The sequence below is a fragment of the Pseudomonas taiwanensis DSM 21245 genome, from assembly GCF_000425785.1.
Taxonomy (GTDB): domain Bacteria; phylum Pseudomonadota; class Gammaproteobacteria; order Pseudomonadales; family Pseudomonadaceae; genus Aquipseudomonas; species Aquipseudomonas taiwanensis.
Genome location: NZ_KE384453.1, coordinates 107,826 through 124,311 on the forward strand (window position 1 = coordinate 107,826; position 16,486 = coordinate 124,311).

The following is a 16,486-nucleotide window of genomic DNA, read 5'->3' on the forward strand; positions in this document are numbered from 1 at the left end:
GTTACTCTTCGGCGTTTCGCAGGTAAGGGAAGCTCAACCCATGAGCGAGTTTTTCCAGCGTAATGCTGAAGTGCTGCAGGCCCGCTGGCCAGCGCTGTTCGAGCGCTTGCAAGGCGAGGCGGACGGCGCGCTCGAAGTCGAACTGGTGGAGGGCCTGGGCTCGACCTTGAGCGTGTCCGGCGTTCAGCTCACCAGTCGGCACGACCGGCTCGCCGAAGCACGTCTGCAGGCGGCGAGCTTGCCGGTCGACAGTGCCATCCTCCATCTCTACGGTACCGGTCTGGGTGACCTGCAGCGCGTGCTGCTGGAGCGGCCGGAGCTGGTCCGGCTGCAGGTGTACCTGCTCAATGGCGCCTTGTTCAAGCTGGTGCTGCAACTGCTCGATCAGTCCGACTGGCTGGCAGACCCTCGGGTCGAACTGGCTTACGCCGGTGACAGTGCGGAAATTGCCCTGCCATTCTTCGCTTTGCCATCCGAGCGTGTGCTGGCCGATGACTTCAACGCGAAGATTCGCGACCGGCTGATCAGTGAGGCGCACCTGGCGGACAACAATCGCGCCTTCGATGCGGCTGACCCGCGCTTGCAGAAGCTGCTCGAAGACAGTTTGCCGTTGCTGCGTCAGGACCCTGATGTGGCCGACCTGTTCGGCACCCAGGCCGGACGAGACTGCTATGTGATCGCCACTGGGCCGTCCCTGGCTGGGCACCTGCCAGCCCTGGCGCGGGTGCGTGCCCAGGCTGAGCGGCCACTGTTCATCTGTGTCGACACTGCCTACCTGCCGCTGCTGCGGGCCGGCATCCAGCCTGACATCGTGGTCAGTGTCGATCACAAGATCCGCTTGCACCACTTGCCGCCGGACGACTCGGCGACAACCGCACTGGTGTACATGCCGATGCTGGACGTCGAGTTGCTGGGCAACTGGCGCGGGCCGCGCTACGCCGGCTATTCCGCCAGCGCGCTGTATGCCCAGGTGCGACAAGAGATACCGCGCGCCGAGTTGTTCGTCGGCGGCAGCGTGATTCACCCGGCAACGGACCTGGCGGTGAAAATGGGGGCGGCGTGCATTACTTTGTTCGGCGCCGATTTCGCCTTCCCGGGTAACCGCACCCATACCGGCTGGGACGACGGCGTGCTCGGTCCGTCTCTTGCGGCTGCGCAGCATTGGGTGCTCGATGGCCATGGTCAGCGGGTACGCACCCAGCTGAACTTCCGTGGCTACCTGATCGAGCTGGAGCGATTCATCGCGCGCCATCCTCAGGTTCGGTTCCACAATACCAGCCGGGCCGGCGCGCACATCGCCGGCACCACCTTCGATCCGGAGTTCTGTCCATGACTGCTGCCAATCAGGTGGGGGCGGCCCGTGAGTGTGCCGCGTTGTTGCGTCTCGGGCGGGATGTGGAGGGGGCGGTGCGCATGGTTGAGTTGTTCGATGCAGTGCTGGCGCAGGTCGACGCTGGGGCGGGGGCGGTGGTTCTGCAGGCCATGCTCGATGCGCAGCAGCGCCAGGACTGGTTGGCGCTGGCTGATTACCTCGAATACGAGCTGGTGCACCTGATCGAGCAGGGCGCCTCGCGCTGAAATGTGACGTAGTTCACAGGGGGGCTGGTGAGCGGGATGCCGGAGTGCGGGGCTGAAGGGCCCGATTTGCAAGGGGTGGCGCGGTGATGGCATTTTTTTTTGGAAAACCGCTAAAGCAACTTGCAAACCCGACGATAACCATTACGAAGGTTCTCTAGGCCACACCCGGCGGATGCCAGGGCCGGAAGCCGTAGTATCCATCCAACGAGGAATTCGTCATGGCATTAACCGTAAACACCAACACCACTTCGCTGGGCGTGCAGAAGAACCTGAACAAAGCTTCCGACGCTCTGAGCACCTCGATGACCCGTCTGTCTTCCGGCCTGCGTATCAACAGCGCCAAGGACGACGCCGCTGGTCAGCAGATCGCCAACAAGCTGCAGACCATGGTTACCGGTACCACCGTTGCCATCAAGAACGCCAACGACGGTAACTCGATCACTCAGACCGCTGAAGGCGCGCTGTCGGAAATCACCAACATCCTGCAGCGTATGCGTGAGCTGGCTCTGCAGGCACGTAACGACTCCAACGGCACCACTGAACGCGCTGCTCTGAACAAAGAGTTCGCTGCCAAGTCCGACGAGATCACTCGTATCGCCACCTCCACCACCTTCGGTACCAGCAAGCAACTGCTGAACGGCACCGCTGGCACCATGGAGTTCCAGGTCGGCGCAATGACTGGTACCAGCCAGATCCTGAGCGTTTCGATGACCTCCTCGTTCGCTGCATCGACCCTGGCTGTCGGCACCGGCACCCTGGCGATCTCGGGTACTTCCGACTCCGCTGTTCACACCTCGGTTGACGCCGCCATCACCGCGATCGACGCCGCTCTGCAAACCGTTGACAACAAGAAGTCGGACCTGGGTGCTATCCAGAACCGCTTCCAGTCCACCATCAACAACCTGCAAAGCATGAACGAGAACTCGGCTGCCGCCATGGGCCGTGTTCAGGACACCGACTTCGCCGCAGAAACCGCTCAGCTGACCAAGCAGCAAACCCTGCAGCAAGCTTCGACCGCAGTTCTGGCTCAGGCCAACCAGCTGCCGTCCGCCGTACTGAAACTGCTTCAGTAATAGCGCGATGAAGTTTGGCGAGGGAGTGCCTGGGCACTCTCTCGCTTTTTACTTTTAGAGGTGAAGTGCGATGGACATAAGCGTCAAGTCGAGCCCGTCGTATCCGGTGTCGCCGCTGGCCGGCAATACCCACAAGGATGATGCGGCCGAGAAAGCCTACGGGCAGGTTCGCAAGACATCGCAAGAAGACGCTCCCAAGAGCGAGGCCGAGTTGCATTCGGCTGTGAAGGAAATACAGGATTTTGTCCAGTCGTTGCAGCGCAACCTGGAATTTTCGGTGGATGATTCCACCGGTACGTGGGTCGTCAAGGTTGTCGCCCGCGACAGTGGCGAGGTGATTCGTCAGATCCCATCGGAAACTGCACTGGAACTGGCTCGGAGCTTGCACGACGTCAACAGTCTGCTCTTCGATGAGAAAGCCTGAAGGCTGGCAGGTCATTTGAATTTTTGCACCGATACTGACGAGGCAGCTCAGCTTTTCGGCGTTAACCAGAGAAGGAGGATGTAATGGCAAGTCCAATTCTACCGAGTTTGGGACTGGGTTCCGGTCTCGATACCGCGTCCATTGTGAAGGCCCTGGTTGATGCTGAGAAAACCCCCAAGCAGAGTCAGCTCGATCGTCGAACCACGGCGAACACGGCATCCATTTCGGCGGTCGGCAGCCTCAAGAGCGCGCTGACTGCCTACAAGACGGCGCTGGAAAAGCTCAACGACAGTGCCAACCCGGCGTTCCTTGGTTCCGTGGCATCGACCTCCAATGACAAGTACGTCAAGGCCACCGCTGGCAGTTCGGCGGTCAATGGTAGCTATTCGATCCAGGTCAATCAGTTGGCAACGGCATCGCGCGTGGCCAGTCAGCGCTTTACCGATAGCAGCTCGGTGGTGTCTGCCAGCGGCGGTACGCTGACCATCACCCAGAACGGCACTAATGTCGATGTCACCATTCCTGCCAACGCCACGCTGCAGCAGGCGCGTGACGCGATCAATGCCCAGGCGACGTCGAAAGGCTTCACTGCCAACATCGTCAATGACGGAACCGGTTCGCGTCTGGTGTTGAGCTCCGACACCATGGGTGCAGGCTCGGATATTTCCACCTCGGGCATTGCCGAGCTGACCATCGACCCCGCTACGCAGATGACCGACGCGGGTGGTGCTGGCCGCATCGGTAACCTGGCAGTGGATGCCCAGTTCACTATCGATGGCATGAGCCTCACCAGCAAGTCGAACAAGGTCGACAATGCGATCAGTGGCATGACGTTCGAACTGGTGTCCAAGACTGACGCGCTTTCTCCGGTGACCATCACCGTGGCCGCGAACACCGATGGCCTGAAGAAGTCTGTGCAGTCGTTCGTCGACGCCTATAACGCCTTGGTCACCACCATCAATACCGTGAGTGTGTCGGTCAAAGGGTCGGACGGTACCTGGACCTCTCCGGCGCTGGCGGGCGATTCGGCGATTCGCAGTATGCAGTCGGCCCTGCGCAACGAGCTGGTGGTGCCGGGTACGGGTGGCTCGGGCCAGCTGACCGTTCTCTCGCAGTTGGGGATCAACACCGTTCAGGGTACCGGCCTACTCGAGTTCGATAGCACCAAGTTCACCAAGGCGATCAATGATCAGAAGCTCGGTGGCGAGGTGCAGAACCTGTTCAATGGTGATGGTGGTCTGCTCGACCGCATGACCAAGGCGATGGAGCCGTTCTCGGCCTCCGGTGGTGTGCTGGACGAGCGCAACAAGTCGCTCGAGGCGGCCAAGAAGAGCTTGAGCCTGGAGCAGAGTTCCCTCGACGCTCGCATCAAGGATCTCGAGGCCTCGCTGACCAAGAAGTACAACACCATGGACACCTTGGTGGGTCAGCTCAACGCCCAGCGCGACAGCGTGCTTTCGATTTTCGAAGCGATGTCGGCCCAGCAGAAGAATTCCTGACGCACCCGGCACTTCATGGCAAGGACCTGGCATCTTCCTTCGAGTTGTCCGGTTGATGAGGCGATGGGGTGTGGTAGAGCCGACGCCAAAAGCCCGACGAAGCGTGACGCTTCGTTGGGCTTTTTGTATTCTCCCTAAAGTTTTTTGACGCCGCGCCGATAGCCCGGTCATACAGCAACCCCGTGGTGACGAGGTACCCCATGAATCCAATGTTAGCCCTTCGGCAATATCAAAAGATCGGCGCCCAGGCGCAGACCTCCGAGGCGAGCCCGCATCGTCTGGTGCAGATGCTGATGGAAGGCGGCCTGGACCGTATCGCTCAGGCCAGTGGTGCGATGCAGCGCAAGGACATCGCCGGCAAAGGCATCGCGATCGGCAAGGCTATCGGCATCATTGGCGGGCTGCGTGAAGGCCTGGATCGGGACAACATGACCGACGACCTCAATCGCCTCGACAACCTGTACCTGTACATGACTCGCCGTCTGAGCGAGGCCAATATCCATAATGATCCGGCAATCCTCGACGAGGTCAGGGACTTGCTGACCACGGTCAAGGAAGGCTGGGACGCGATCGGCGATCAGTCGACGGCACCCTGAGCCGGGAGGTTGTATGAGCGAGGTGATCGAACGTATCGAGCGAACCCGCGATGCATTGCAGGCAGCTTTGGCCAGCCGTGACTGGAATGTGGTCAGCGAGCTCGACCTTGAGTGCCGTATTTGTGTCGAGGATGTGCTGGCCGAGGCGCTCAGCAATGAGGCAGCGGTACGTTCGAGCCTGGAAAGTCTGCTGGGCGTTTATCAGCAGCTAATCGAGGTTGCAAGTGGCGAGCGTCAATCAATAGTCGACGAGATGACGCAAATCCGTCAGGCGAAAAGTGCCGCCAAGGTATACCATCTGTTCAGTTGACCACAGATGTGCAAAAAAGCCGTGCGCCATTAATTTGACTACGTGCTGTTTTTTGACTTTACTAGTGGCTGTTTTCGAATTTCAGACGTCCGAACACTGACCATTCAGTCGGAATGATCTCGAGCACGCCTAAGGGCGCCGATATGACTAGGGAAGTTGCTATTGCATGTGGCGTGAAACCAAAATTCTCCTGATCGATGACGACAGCGAGCGCCGCCGCGATCTGGCGGTGGTTCTGAACTTCCTCGGCGAAGAAAACCTCCCATGTTCCAGCCAGGACTGGCAGCGGGTGGTCGAGCCATTGTCGTCGAGTCGCGAAGTACTGTGCGTGCTGATCGGTACTGTAAAAGCTCCTGGTGGAGTGCTCGGGCTCCTTAAGACCGTGGCAGGTTGGGATGAGTTCCTTCCTGTTTTGCTTTTAGGTGAAATTTCTTCCGCGGAGTTCCCGGAAGACCTGCGCCGTCGAGTCCTGTCCAACCTGGAAATGCCGCCAAGCTACAGTCAGTTGCTCGATTCCCTGCACCGTGCCCAGGTCTATCGCGAGATGTACGACCAGGCGCGCGAGCGTGGTCGGCAGCGTGAGCCGAACCTGTTCCGCAGCCTGGTGGGTACCAGCCGGGCGATCCAGCATGTGCGGCAGATGATGCAGCAGGTGGCTGACACCGATGCCAGCGTGCTGATCCTGGGTGAGTCCGGCACCGGCAAGGAAGTGGTGGCGCGCAACCTGCACTACCACTCCAAGCGTCGCGAAGCGCCTTTCGTGCCGGTCAACTGCGGCGCGATCCCAGCCGAGCTGCTCGAAAGCGAGCTATTCGGCCACGAGAAGGGCGCCTTCACTGGGGCCATCACCAGCCGCGCCGGGCGCTTCGAGCTCGCCAATGGTGGTACGTTGTTCCTCGACGAAATCGGTGACATGCCGTTGCCGATGCAGGTCAAGCTGCTGCGCGTGCTGCAGGAACGTACCTTCGAACGCGTTGGCAGCAACAAGACCCAGAGCATCGATGTACGCATCATCGCGGCAACCCACAAGAACCTCGAGACCATGATCGAGGACGGGACCTTCCGCGAGGACCTGTACTACCGACTCAATGTATTCCCCATCGAAATGGCGCCGCTGCGTGAGCGTGTGGAAGACATCCCGCTGCTGATGAACGAGCTGATTTCGCGCATGGAGCACGAAAAGCGTGGCTCGATCCGCTTCAACTCGGCCTCGATCATGTCGCTGTGCCGTCACGGCTGGCCGGGTAACGTCCGCGAACTGGCCAACTTGGTCGAGCGCATGGCGATCATGCATCCGTACGGGGTGATTGGCGTCTCGGAGTTGCCGAAGAAGTTCCGTTACGTCGACGATGAAGACGAGCAGTTGGTCGACAGCTTGCGCGGCGACCTCGAAGAGCGCGTCGCCATCAATGGCCATACGCCGAACTTCGCCAACCATGCCATGTTGCCGCCTGAAGGGCTGGATCTGAAGGACTACCTGGGTAGCCTCGAACAAGGGCTTATCCAGCAGGCATTGGACGATGCCAACGGTATCGTTGCGCGAGCGGCTGAACGTTTGCGTATTCGTCGGACCACCTTGGTGGAGAAGATGCGCAAGTACGGCATGAGTCGCCAGGGGGGCGAGGATCAGGCTGAGGATTGATTGGGGTAAGGCTTGCGTAAGGCTGGCGTAAGCCTTGCGTAAGCCTTGCGCTGTGCGGTGTGGCGAACATCGAGCGCCGCCCGCGCGGCGCATCGCGAGCAAGGCTCGCTCCTACGTCTGTTTCGGGCCAGTAACGTCAGTGACAGGCGCGCGCGACCGCCTTGTTCGTGGGGCTCGCTATCGCGCAGACATAGTTGGCCTGAAACAACGTGCGTGTCTTGCTCGTGATGCGCCGCACCGCAAATCCCAAGGGCGTACACTGCACAAACCCCCATCTCCGGCACGGCTATTGCTACACCGCTGGCACCATACCGTTTTTATGACGGTCAGCCACGCGAGAGAGCACGATGCCCCAGGCCGCCCACTTTTCCCGAACCCCGAATCCGCAAGGGGGTGCCTCGGTCGAACAGGAGAGTCGACAGGGGCTTGAGCAGGCCTTCGCTCTGTTCAATCAGGTATCCACTCAGCTCAACGAGTCCTACAACATGCTCGAGGCGCGCGTCAGCGAGCTGCGTGGCGAGTTGGCGGTCGTCAGTGCGCAGCGCATGGATGAGCTGGGAGAGAAGGAACGCTTGGCCAATCGTTTGCAGAATCTGCTGGACTTGCTGCCGGGCGGGATCATCGTGATCGATGGGCAGGGGCTGGTGAGCGAGGCCAATCCGGCCGCGTGCGACCTGTTGGGTGAGCCGCTGGTGGGACAATTGTGGCGCGAAGTGATCGCTCGCAGTTTCGCCCCGCGCAAGGATGACGGCCACGAGGTGTCCCTGCGCGATGGGCGGCGCTTGTCCATCGCCACGCGCTCGCTGGACGCTGAGCCCGGTCAGTTGGTACTGCTCAATGACCTGACCGAAACTCGGCGCCTGCAGGACCAGTTGGCCCGTCACGAGCGCCTGTCGTCCCTCGGGCGCATGGTCGCTTCTCTGGCTCATCAGATTCGTACGCCGTTGTCGGCGGCCATGCTCTACGCCAGTCATTTGGCGGACGATAGCCAAACCCTTGCGCCGCAGACGCGGCATCGCTTCGCCAGCAATCTCAAGGAGCGCTTGCACGAACTGGAGCACCAGGTGCGCGACATGCTGGTGTTTGCCCGTGGCGAGTTGCCGTTGGGGGATCGCATCACGCCCAAGGGGTTGTTCCAGGCGCTGCAGCAGGCGGCGCAGTCGCATGTCCAGGGGCATGCCGTGCGTTGGCAGTGTGACAGTCATCTGGGGGAGTTGCTGTGCAATCGCGACACCTTGGTCGGCGCGTTGCTCAACCTTCTTGAAAATGCCTTGCAGGCCAGTGGTGGCCAGGCTCGGATCAAGGTGCACCTGTATCGGCGAGAGCAGGTGCTGCACCTGTGTGTCAGCGATGCCGGCTGCGGTATCGCGGCTGATGTGCTCGAACGTCTGGGTGAGCCGTTCGTGACCACCAAGGCCACTGGTACCGGGCTGGGCCTGGCGGTGGTAAAGGCGGTCGTGCGTGCGCACCAAGGGCGCGTGTGCCTGCGTTCGAAAGTGGGGCGAGGCACCTGTGTCAGGGTAGAGCTGCCATTGATCGATGGGCAGCCAGTGGAGGTCATGTAATGCAGATCAAGGTGCTGCTGGTCGAGGATGACCGCGTGTTGCGCCAGGCGCTGGGCGACACCCTGGAAATCGGCGGCTATGGCTACCGCGCGGTCGGTAGTGCCGAAGAGGCGCTCGAAGCGGCAAGCGGCGAGGCGTTCAGCCTGGTGGTCAGTGATGTGAACATGCCGGGCATGGACGGTCACCAACTCTTGGCGCAGTTGCGCCGTCATCACCCCCATTTGCCGGTGCTGCTGATGACCGCTCATGCTGCGGTGGAGCGCGCCGTCGATGCGATGCGCCAGGGCGCTGTCGATTACCTGGTCAAGCCGTTCGAGCCCAAGGCGTTGCTAAGCCTGGTGGAGCGCCATGCCGCAGGGCGGGTGGGGCCGGCTGACGAAGACGGGCCAGTGGCTTGCGAGCCGGCCAGCCGGCAATTGCTGGAGTTGGCGGCGCGGGTTGCGCGCAGCGACTCCACGGTGTTGATCTCGGGTGAGTCGGGCACCGGCAAGGAAGTGCTGGCGCGTTACATTCACCAGCAGTCGTTGCGTGCGGCGCAGCCATTCGTGGCAATCAATTGCGCGGCCATTCCGGACAACATGCTCGAAGCGACCTTGTTCGGTCACGAGAAAGGCGCTTTCACCGGTGCGATCGCCGCCCAGGAGGGTAAGTTCGAGCAGGCCAACGGCGGCACCTTGCTGCTCGATGAGATTTCCGAGATGCCGCTGGGGTTGCAAGCCAAGTTGCTGCGCGTGCTGCAAGAGCGCGAGGTGGAGCGGGTAGGTGGGCGCAAGCCGGTCACGCTGGATATTCGGGTACTGGCCACTACCAACCGTGATCTGGCGGGTGAAGTGTCGGCGGGGCGATTCCGCGAGGACCTTTACTACCGTCTTTCGGTATTCCCCTTGGCGTGGCAGCCGCTGCGCGAACGCAGTGGCGATATCCTGCCGCTGGCCGAGCGTCTGCTGGCGCGCCATGTGGCGAAGATGAAGCATGCGCCGGTGCGGCTGTCCGCCGATGCGCGGGCTTGCCTGCAGGGTTATGCCTGGCCCGGCAACGTCCGAGAGTTGGACAATGCGCTGCAGCGGGCTTTGATCCTGCAGCAAGGCGGGGTCATCGAGGCGGCGGATTTCTGCCTGGCTGGCGCCATACCCTTGGCGACTTCGGGCGGTGCCATTACTGCGCCATTATCTGAAGATTTGACGGTCGAGGGCTCTGGGTTGGGTGATGACATGCGTCGTCACGAATTCCAGATGATCATCGACACCCTGCGCGCCGAACGTGGGCGCCGCAAGGAAGCTGCCGAGCGGCTGGGGATCAGCCCACGCACCTTGCGCTACAAGCTGGCGCAGATGCGGGATGCCGGGCTCGATGTAGAAGCCAGTCTGTACGGTTGAAAACCACGAATTAGCAGGATGGTGTGCGGGCTGGCACTCTTGTTGCTAGCTCCAGGCTATCCGCTGCATCAGTGTCAAAAAAATGCGGCCGCCGGAGAGAGAAGTCCATGAGCCAAGGTGTTGAATTCAATCGTCTGATGTTGGACATGCGTGCCATGCAGGCCGAAGCCATGTCCGCGCCCAAGGCGTCGGTCGCCGCAGAGCTGGCGCCAGGCCAAAGCAGCTTCGCCGACATGCTCGGCCAGGCCATCAACAAGGTGCATGAGACCCAGCAGGCGTCCACCCAGCTGGCCAATGCCTTCGAGATCGGCAAGAGCGGCGTCGACCTGACCGACGTGATGATTGCTTCGCAGAAAGCCTCGGTGTCCTTCCAGGCCCTGACGCAGGTACGTAACAAGCTGGTTCAGTCGTACCAGGACATCATGCAGATGCCAGTTTAAGGACGGAAGTTAAGTCATGGCCGAAGCAGTCGTCGATAACGCCCCCGCCAAAAGTGGCCCGCCAGTGGCCAAGCCGCCGCTGTTCGGCATGGCGTTCCTGGAAAACATCTCGCAGATGCCCATGCTGCGTCAGGTCGGCCTGTTGGTCGGGCTGGCAGCCAGCGTGGCGATCGGCTTCGCCGTGGTGCTCTGGTCGCAACAGCCTGACTATCGTCCGTTGTACGGCAGCCTGGCCGGCATGGACACCAAGCAGGTCATGGACGTGCTGGCGGCTGCCGACATTCCCTACAACGTCGAGCCTAACTCCGGTGCGCTACTGGTCAAGGCCGACGACCTCTCCCGTGCGCGCCTGAAACTGGCTGCTGCCGGCGTGGCGCCAAGCGACGGTAATGTAGGCTTCGAGATTCTCGACAAAGAGCAAGGCCTGGGCACCAGCCAGTTCATGGAGGCCACTCGCTACCGCCGTGGCCTGGAAGGTGAGCTGGCGCGGACCATCTCCAGCCTGAACAATGTCAAAGCGGCGCGTGTGCACCTGGCGATCCCTAAAAGCTCGGTGTTCGTCCGTGACGAGCGCAAGCCAAGTGCGTCGGTACTGGTCGAGTTGTATCCAGGCCGTGCCCTGGAGGCGGGTCAGGTGATGGCCATCGTCAACCTGGTCGCCACTAGCGTACCGGAACTGGAAAAGTCGCAGGTCACCGTGGTCGACCAGAAGGGTAACCTGCTGTCCGACCAGTTGCAGGACACCGCCCTGACCATGGCCGGCAAGCAGTTCGACTACAGCCGCCGCATGGAAAGCATGCTGACCCAGCGCGTGCACAATATCCTGCAGCCGGTCCTGGGCAACGACCGCTACAAGGCCGAAGTGTCCGCTGACCTTGACTTCAGCGCGGTGGAGTCCACCTCCGAGCAGTTCAACCCGGACCAACCGGCGCTGCGCAGCGAGCAGTCGGTCAACGAGCAGCGCAGCAGCAGCCAGGGCCCGCAGGGTGTGCCGGGTGCGCTGAGCAATCAGCCGCCGGCAGGCGCCTCGGCGCCCGAGAATGCCACCGCTGCCGCACCCGCTGCCGGCGCCATCCAGCCGGGCCAGCCCCTGGTGGATGCCAATGGTCAGCAGATCATGGACCCGGCCACCGGCCAGCCGATGCTTGCGCCGTACCCGGCCGACAAGCGGCAGCAGACCACCAAGAACTTCGAACTTGACCGCTCCATCAGCCACACCCGTCAACAACAAGGTCGCCTGACCCGCCTGTCGGTGGCCGTGGTGGTCGACGACCAGGTCAAGGTCGACGCCGCCAGCGGCGAGAGCACCCGCACCCCCTGGGGGGCCGAGGACCTGGCGCGGTTCACCCGCCTGGTGCAGGACGCGGTAGGCTTCGACGCCAGCCGTGGCGACAGCGTGACCGTGATCAACGTACCGTTCGCTGCCGACCGTGGCGAAGAGATCGCCGACATCGCGTTCTACCAGCAGCCGTGGTTCTGGGACATCGTCAAGCAGGTCCTGGGTGTACTGTTCATCCTGGTGCTGGTGTTCGGCGTGCTGCGTCCGGTGCTCAACAACATTACCGGCGGCGGCAAGCAGGCTGCCACGGACAGCGACATGGAGCTGGGCGGCATGATCGGTCTGGATGGCGAGTTGGCCAACGACCGCGTCAGCTTGGGTGGCCCGAGCAGCATTCTGTTGCCAAGCCCTTCCGAAGGGTATGAGGCACAGCTCAACGCAATCAAGGGCCTGGTGGCCGAAGATCCGGGCCGTGTGGCTCAGGTCGTGAAAGAGTGGATTAACGCCGATGAGTGATAACCGAGCCGTTGCCGCCAAGCTGAGCCGCGTCGACAAAGCGGCCATTCTCCTGCTGTCCCTGGGCGAAACCGATGCCGCCCAGGTCCTGCGACACATGGGGCCCAAGGAAGTGCAGCGGGTCGGTGTGGCCATGGCGCAGATGGGCAATGTGCATCGAGAGCAGGTCGAGCAGGTGATGAGCGAGTTCGTCGACATCGTCGGCGACCAGACCAGCCTGGGGGTTGGCTCTGATGGCTACATCCGCAAGATGCTCAACCAGGCGCTGGGCGAAGACAAGGCCAACGGCCTGATCGACCGCATCCTGCTCGGTGGCAACACCAGCGGCCTGGACAGCCTCAAGTGGATGGAGCCGCGAGCCGTGGCCGACGTCATCCGCTACGAGCACCCGCAGATCCAGGCGATCGTGGTGGCCTACCTCGACCCCGACCAGGCTGGCGAAGTGCTGAGCAACTTCGACCACAAGGTGCGTCTGGACATCATCCTGCGTGTGTCGTCGCTCAACACCGTGCAGCCGGCGGCGCTTAAAGAGCTGAACCAGATCCTCGAGAAGCAGTTCTCGGGCAACTCCAACGCCGCGCGGACCACCTTGGGCGGTATCAAGCGTGCAGCCGACATCATGAACTTCCTCGACAGCTCCGTGGAAGGTGCACTGATGGACTCGATCCGCGAAATCGACAACGACCTGTCGGAGCAGATCGAAGACTTGATGTTCGTCTTCAACAACCTGGCCGATGTCGACGACCGGGGCATCCAGGCACTGTTGCGCGAGGTATCCTCCGACGTGCTGGTGGTGTCGCTCAAAGGCGCCGACGAGCGGGTCAAGGACAAGATCTTCAAGAACATGTCCAAGCGTGCGTCGGAGCTGCTGCGCGACGACCTGGAGGCCAAGGGCCCGGTGCGCGTCAGCGACGTGGAAACGGCGCAGAAGGAAATCCTCACCATTGCCCGTCGTATGGCCGAAGCCGGCGAGATCGTGCTTGGCGGCAAGGGCGCCGAGGAAATGATTTAAAAGGTTGCCGGTTCATGCTGGCTGGTGCTGCCCCTGTGGCGCGGGTTTATCCGCGAATGCACCAGGCCAGCCGATGAGGTTGCCCTTGCCGACGCATTCGCGGGTGAACCCGCGCCTGCAGCGAATGCATCGGCTGAACATGTTTTTGAGAATCTGACGGCATGTCCACCACTGAACACCCCAGCGACCTGATCCGCGCCCGCGACCTCGAGGGCGTCGATGTCTGGGCGTTGCCCAGCTTCGATCCGCAGCCCGAGCCAGAGCCTGAACCCGAGCCAGAAATCATCGAGGAAGAGGTCGAAGAGGTGCCGCTGGAAGAAGTCCAGCCACTGACGCTCGAAGAACTCGAAGCGATCCGCCAGGAAGCCTACAACGAAGGTTTCGCCACCGGCGAGCGCGAAGGTTTTCACAGCACCCAGCTGAAGGTGCGCCAGGAGGCCGAAGAAGCCTTGTCGGCCAAGCTGGCGACCCTGGAGCAGTTGATGAGCAACCTGCTCGAGCCGATTGCCGAGCAGGACACGCAGATCGAAAAAAGCCTGGTGCACCTGGTCGCGCACATGACCCGGCAGGTGATCGGGCGCGAGCTGCACACCGACTCCAGCCAGATCACCCACGTGCTGCGCGAGGCGCTCAAACTGCTGCCCATGGGCGCCGACAACATCCGTATTCACCTCAATCCCCAGGACTTCGAGCTGGCCAAGGCCCTGCGCGAGCGTCACGAGGAAAGCTGGAAGTTGCTGGAGGATGAGGGCCTGCTGCCGGGCGGCTGTCGTATCGAGACGGCCCACAGTCGCATCGACGCGACCATGGAGACTCGCATCGAGAAAGCGGTAGCGCAGCTGTTCGACCAGTTGCATGACCAGTCGCTGCATCCGGCGACGCCGGACCTCAGCATCGAGCTGGGCGACAACGATGCGCCTTGATCGCACCAGTTTCGGCAAGCGCATGGGCAGCTATGCCGAGGCGATCAAGCTGCCTGCCCAGCCGGTGGTCGAGGGCCGCCTGCTGCGAATGGTGGGGCTGACCCTGGAGGCCGAAGGCCTGCGCACTGCCGTGGGCAGTCGTTGCCTGGTGATCAATGACGACAGCTACCACCCGGTGCAGGTCGAAGCCGAGGTCATGGGCTTTGCCGGTAACAAGGTTTTCCTGATGCCAGTGGGCAGCATCGCGGGTATCGCCCCGGGGGCGCGGGTGGTGCCGCTGGATGACAGCGGACGGCTGCCCATGGGCATGAGCATGCTCGGCCGGGTGCTTGACGGCGCCGGTCGTGCGCTCGATGGCAAGGGCGGCATGAAGGCCGAAGACTGGGTGCCGATGGATGGCCCGGTGATCAACCCGCTGAACCGCGACCCCATCAGCCAGCCGCTGGATGTCGGTATCCGCAGCATCAACGGTCTGCTCACGGTCGGCCGTGGCCAGCGTCTTGGCTTGTTTGCCGGTACCGGTGTCGGTAAGTCGGTGCTGTTGGGCATGATGACCCGCTTTACCGAGGCCGAAATCATCGTGGTCGGGCTGATCGGCGAGCGGGGCCGCGAGGTGAAGGAGTTCATCGAGCACATCCTGGGCGAAGAAGGCCTCAAGCGCTCGGTAGTGGTGGCGTCACCCGCCGACGATGCCCCCCTGATGCGGTTGCGCGCCGCCATGTATTGCACCCGGATCGCCGAATACTTCCGTGACAAGGGCAAGAACGTCCTGTTGCTCATGGATTCGCTGACTCGCTTTGCCCAGGCCCAGCGGGAAATCGCCTTGGCCATCGGTGAGCCGCCGGCGACTCGCGGCTACCCGCCATCGGTATTCGCCAAGCTGCCCAAGTTAGTGGAACGGGCGGGTAACGGTGAGCCGGGTGGTGGCTCCATCACCGCGTTCTATACAGTGCTTTCCGAAGGCGATGACCAGCAGGATCCGATCGCCGACTCGGCGCGCGGCGTGCTGGACGGTCACTTCGTGCTATCGCGGCGCCTGGCGGAGGAGGGGCATTACCCGGCCATCGATATCGAAGCGTCCATCAGCCGGGTCATGCCCCAGGTGGTCGATGCTGACCATTTGCGCCAGGCGCAGAAGTTCAAGCAGTTGTGGTCGCGCCTGTCGCAAAGTCGCGACCTGATAAGCGTGGGCGCCTACGTGGCTGGCGGTGATCCTGAGACGGACCTGGCCATTGCCTTGCAGCCCAAGCTGGTGGATTTCCTGCGCCAGGGGCTGGACGAAAACGTCGGCATGACCCAGAGCCGCGAACAGCTGGGGATGATTTTCACGCCCCCGGCGGCCGGTTGATAGACCATGGCCTCCCCTAGCCGAGCCGCGCGCCTGGCGCCGGTGGTGGAAATGGCCGAAGAGGCCGAGCGCAAGGCTGCCCAGCGCCTTGGGCACTTCCAGCAACAAGTGGCCCAGGCCCAGGCCAAGCTGGCCGAGCTCGAAAGTTTCCGTGAGGGCTACCAGGCGCAGTGGATCAATCGCGGTGGCCAGGGTGTCAACGGCAGTTGGCTGGTGAACTATCAACGCTTCCTGGGGCAGCTTGAAACGGCCATGACCCAGCAGCGCCAGAGTCTCAACTGGCATCAGACCAACCTCAACAATGCCCGTGGCACCTGGCAGCAGGCCTATGCCCGAGTGGAAGGGCTGCGCAAGCTGGTCCAGCGGTACATGGACGAGGCGCGGCGGGCCGAGGACAAGCGTGAGCAGAGGCTGTTGGATGAGTTGTCGCAGCGGCTGCCAAGGCAGGGGCATCCGTAGGTGGTACCGGTCTTGTCGCCAGCAGGTCGGTGCCGGCGTGGGGCGCTGAAAAGACCGGGCGCCTTGCACCCCTTGCCAGTGGCTGCTAAACATTGAAGAGTTGCATTCGCCATCATCGAAGGAATCGCTAGCATGGCAGTCGAGAGTGATTTTTCGCAGGACGGAAAAAAACTGACGATCAAGATCAAGGGGCGCTTCGATTTCGGCAAGCATCAGGAATTCAGGGATGCTTACGAGCGCCAGGATCGTCGACCCGACTCGGTGGTCGTCGATCTCAAGGACGCTACCTACCTGGACAGTTCCGCGCTCGGCATGCTGCTGTTGCTGCGTGACCACGCCGGTGGCGACGAATCGGACGTGAGAGTAGTGCACGCCAGCGATGATGTGCGCAAGATTCTGGCGATCTCCAATTTCGAAAAACTGTTCGACATCAGTTGAGTGTCGCG

The 16,486-nt window shown here is 62.0% G+C and carries 17 protein-coding genes; all 17 read left to right on the plus strand.

Annotated features, from left to right (window positions below):
* Window positions 1-40 precede the first annotated feature (40 nt).
* The 17 genes from H620_RS0125160 (at window position 41) to H620_RS0125240 (ending at window position 16,478) form a co-directional block, all read left to right on the plus strand.
* Window positions 41-1,333 carry a motility associated factor glycosyltransferase family protein gene (locus tag H620_RS0125160; RefSeq protein ID WP_023381540.1) on the plus strand — a complete coding sequence of 431 codons (1,293 nt, stop codon included), beginning with the start codon at window positions 41-43 and terminating at the stop codon, window positions 1,331-1,333.
* Window positions 1,330-1,578 (plus strand): hypothetical protein, encoded by a 249-nt coding sequence (locus H620_RS0125165; protein ID WP_023381539.1) that lies wholly within the window; start codon window positions 1,330-1,332, stop codon window positions 1,576-1,578. Before H620_RS0125160 ends, H620_RS0125165 begins: the two co-directional genes overlap by 4 nt.
* Window positions 1,579-1,796: 218 nt before the next feature.
* On the plus strand, window positions 1,797-2,651 hold the full coding sequence (locus H620_RS0125170) for a flagellin domain-containing protein (protein WP_023381538.1): 855 nt from the start codon (window positions 1,797-1,799) through the stop codon (window positions 2,649-2,651).
* Between the two features lie 70 nt (window positions 2,652-2,721).
* The gene (locus H620_RS0125175) at window positions 2,722-3,075 is read left to right on the plus strand and encodes a flagellar protein FlaG (RefSeq protein WP_023381537.1); all 354 of its coding nucleotides are present in this window, start codon (window positions 2,722-2,724) and stop codon (window positions 3,073-3,075) included.
* Window positions 3,076-3,158: 83 nt separating this feature from the next.
* Window positions 3,159-4,574, plus strand: a complete 1,416-nt coding sequence (fliD, locus tag H620_RS0125180; RefSeq protein WP_023381536.1) for a flagellar filament capping protein FliD — start codon at window positions 3,159-3,161, stop codon at window positions 4,572-4,574.
* A 200-nt stretch (window positions 4,575-4,774) separates the two neighbouring features.
* Window positions 4,775-5,170 (plus strand): flagellar export chaperone FliS, encoded by a 396-nt coding sequence (gene fliS / locus H620_RS0125185; RefSeq protein WP_027908237.1) that lies wholly within the window; start codon window positions 4,775-4,777, stop codon window positions 5,168-5,170.
* A 13-nt stretch (window positions 5,171-5,183) separates the two neighbouring features.
* Entirely contained in the window at window positions 5,184-5,480 is a 297-nt protein-coding gene (fliT, locus tag H620_RS0125190) for a flagellar protein FliT (RefSeq protein ID WP_023381534.1), read from the plus strand.
* Window positions 5,481-5,646: 166 nt separating this feature from the next.
* Entirely contained in the window at window positions 5,647-7,122 is a 1,476-nt protein-coding gene (fleQ, locus tag H620_RS0125195; RefSeq protein ID WP_027908238.1) for a transcriptional regulator FleQ, read from the plus strand.
* A 347-nt stretch (window positions 7,123-7,469) separates the two neighbouring features.
* The gene (locus H620_RS0125200; RefSeq protein ID WP_027908239.1) at window positions 7,470-8,687 is read left to right on the plus strand and encodes a sensor histidine kinase; all 1,218 of its coding nucleotides are present in this window, start codon (window positions 7,470-7,472) and stop codon (window positions 8,685-8,687) included.
* Window positions 8,687-10,063 (plus strand): sigma-54-dependent transcriptional regulator, encoded by a 1,377-nt coding sequence (locus tag H620_RS0125205; protein WP_023381531.1) that lies wholly within the window; start codon window positions 8,687-8,689, stop codon window positions 10,061-10,063. Before H620_RS0125200 ends, H620_RS0125205 begins: the two co-directional genes overlap by 1 nt.
* Window positions 10,064-10,170: 107 nt before the next feature.
* On the plus strand, window positions 10,171-10,503 hold the full coding sequence (gene fliE, locus H620_RS0125210; RefSeq protein WP_023381530.1) for a flagellar hook-basal body complex protein FliE: 333 nt from the start codon (window positions 10,171-10,173) through the stop codon (window positions 10,501-10,503).
* 16 nt (window positions 10,504-10,519) lie between these two features.
* Window positions 10,520-12,298, plus strand: a complete 1,779-nt coding sequence (fliF, locus tag H620_RS0125215; protein WP_027908240.1) for a flagellar basal-body MS-ring/collar protein FliF — start codon at window positions 10,520-10,522, stop codon at window positions 12,296-12,298.
* Window positions 12,291-13,310: a flagellar motor switch protein FliG gene (gene fliG, locus H620_RS0125220; protein WP_023381528.1), complete on the plus strand. Its 1,020-nt coding sequence runs from the start codon at window positions 12,291-12,293 to the stop codon at window positions 13,308-13,310. Before fliF ends, fliG begins: the two co-directional genes overlap by 8 nt.
* Before the next feature lie 161 nt (window positions 13,311-13,471).
* Window positions 13,472-14,233: a flagellar assembly protein FliH gene (gene fliH / locus H620_RS0125225; protein WP_023381527.1), complete on the plus strand. Its 762-nt coding sequence runs from the start codon at window positions 13,472-13,474 to the stop codon at window positions 14,231-14,233.
* Window positions 14,223-15,581, plus strand: a complete 1,359-nt coding sequence (gene fliI / locus H620_RS0125230; RefSeq protein WP_027908241.1) for a flagellar protein export ATPase FliI — start codon at window positions 14,223-14,225, stop codon at window positions 15,579-15,581. Before fliH ends, fliI begins: the two co-directional genes overlap by 11 nt.
* Window positions 15,582-15,587: 6 nt before the next feature.
* Window positions 15,588-16,040, plus strand: coding sequence for a flagellar export protein FliJ (gene fliJ / locus H620_RS0125235; RefSeq protein WP_027908242.1), 453 nt, complete (start codon window positions 15,588-15,590; stop codon window positions 16,038-16,040).
* Between the two features lie 132 nt (window positions 16,041-16,172).
* The gene (locus H620_RS0125240) at window positions 16,173-16,478 is read left to right on the plus strand and encodes an STAS domain-containing protein (protein WP_023381524.1); all 306 of its coding nucleotides are present in this window, start codon (window positions 16,173-16,175) and stop codon (window positions 16,476-16,478) included.
* Window positions 16,479-16,486 lie beyond the last annotated feature (8 nt).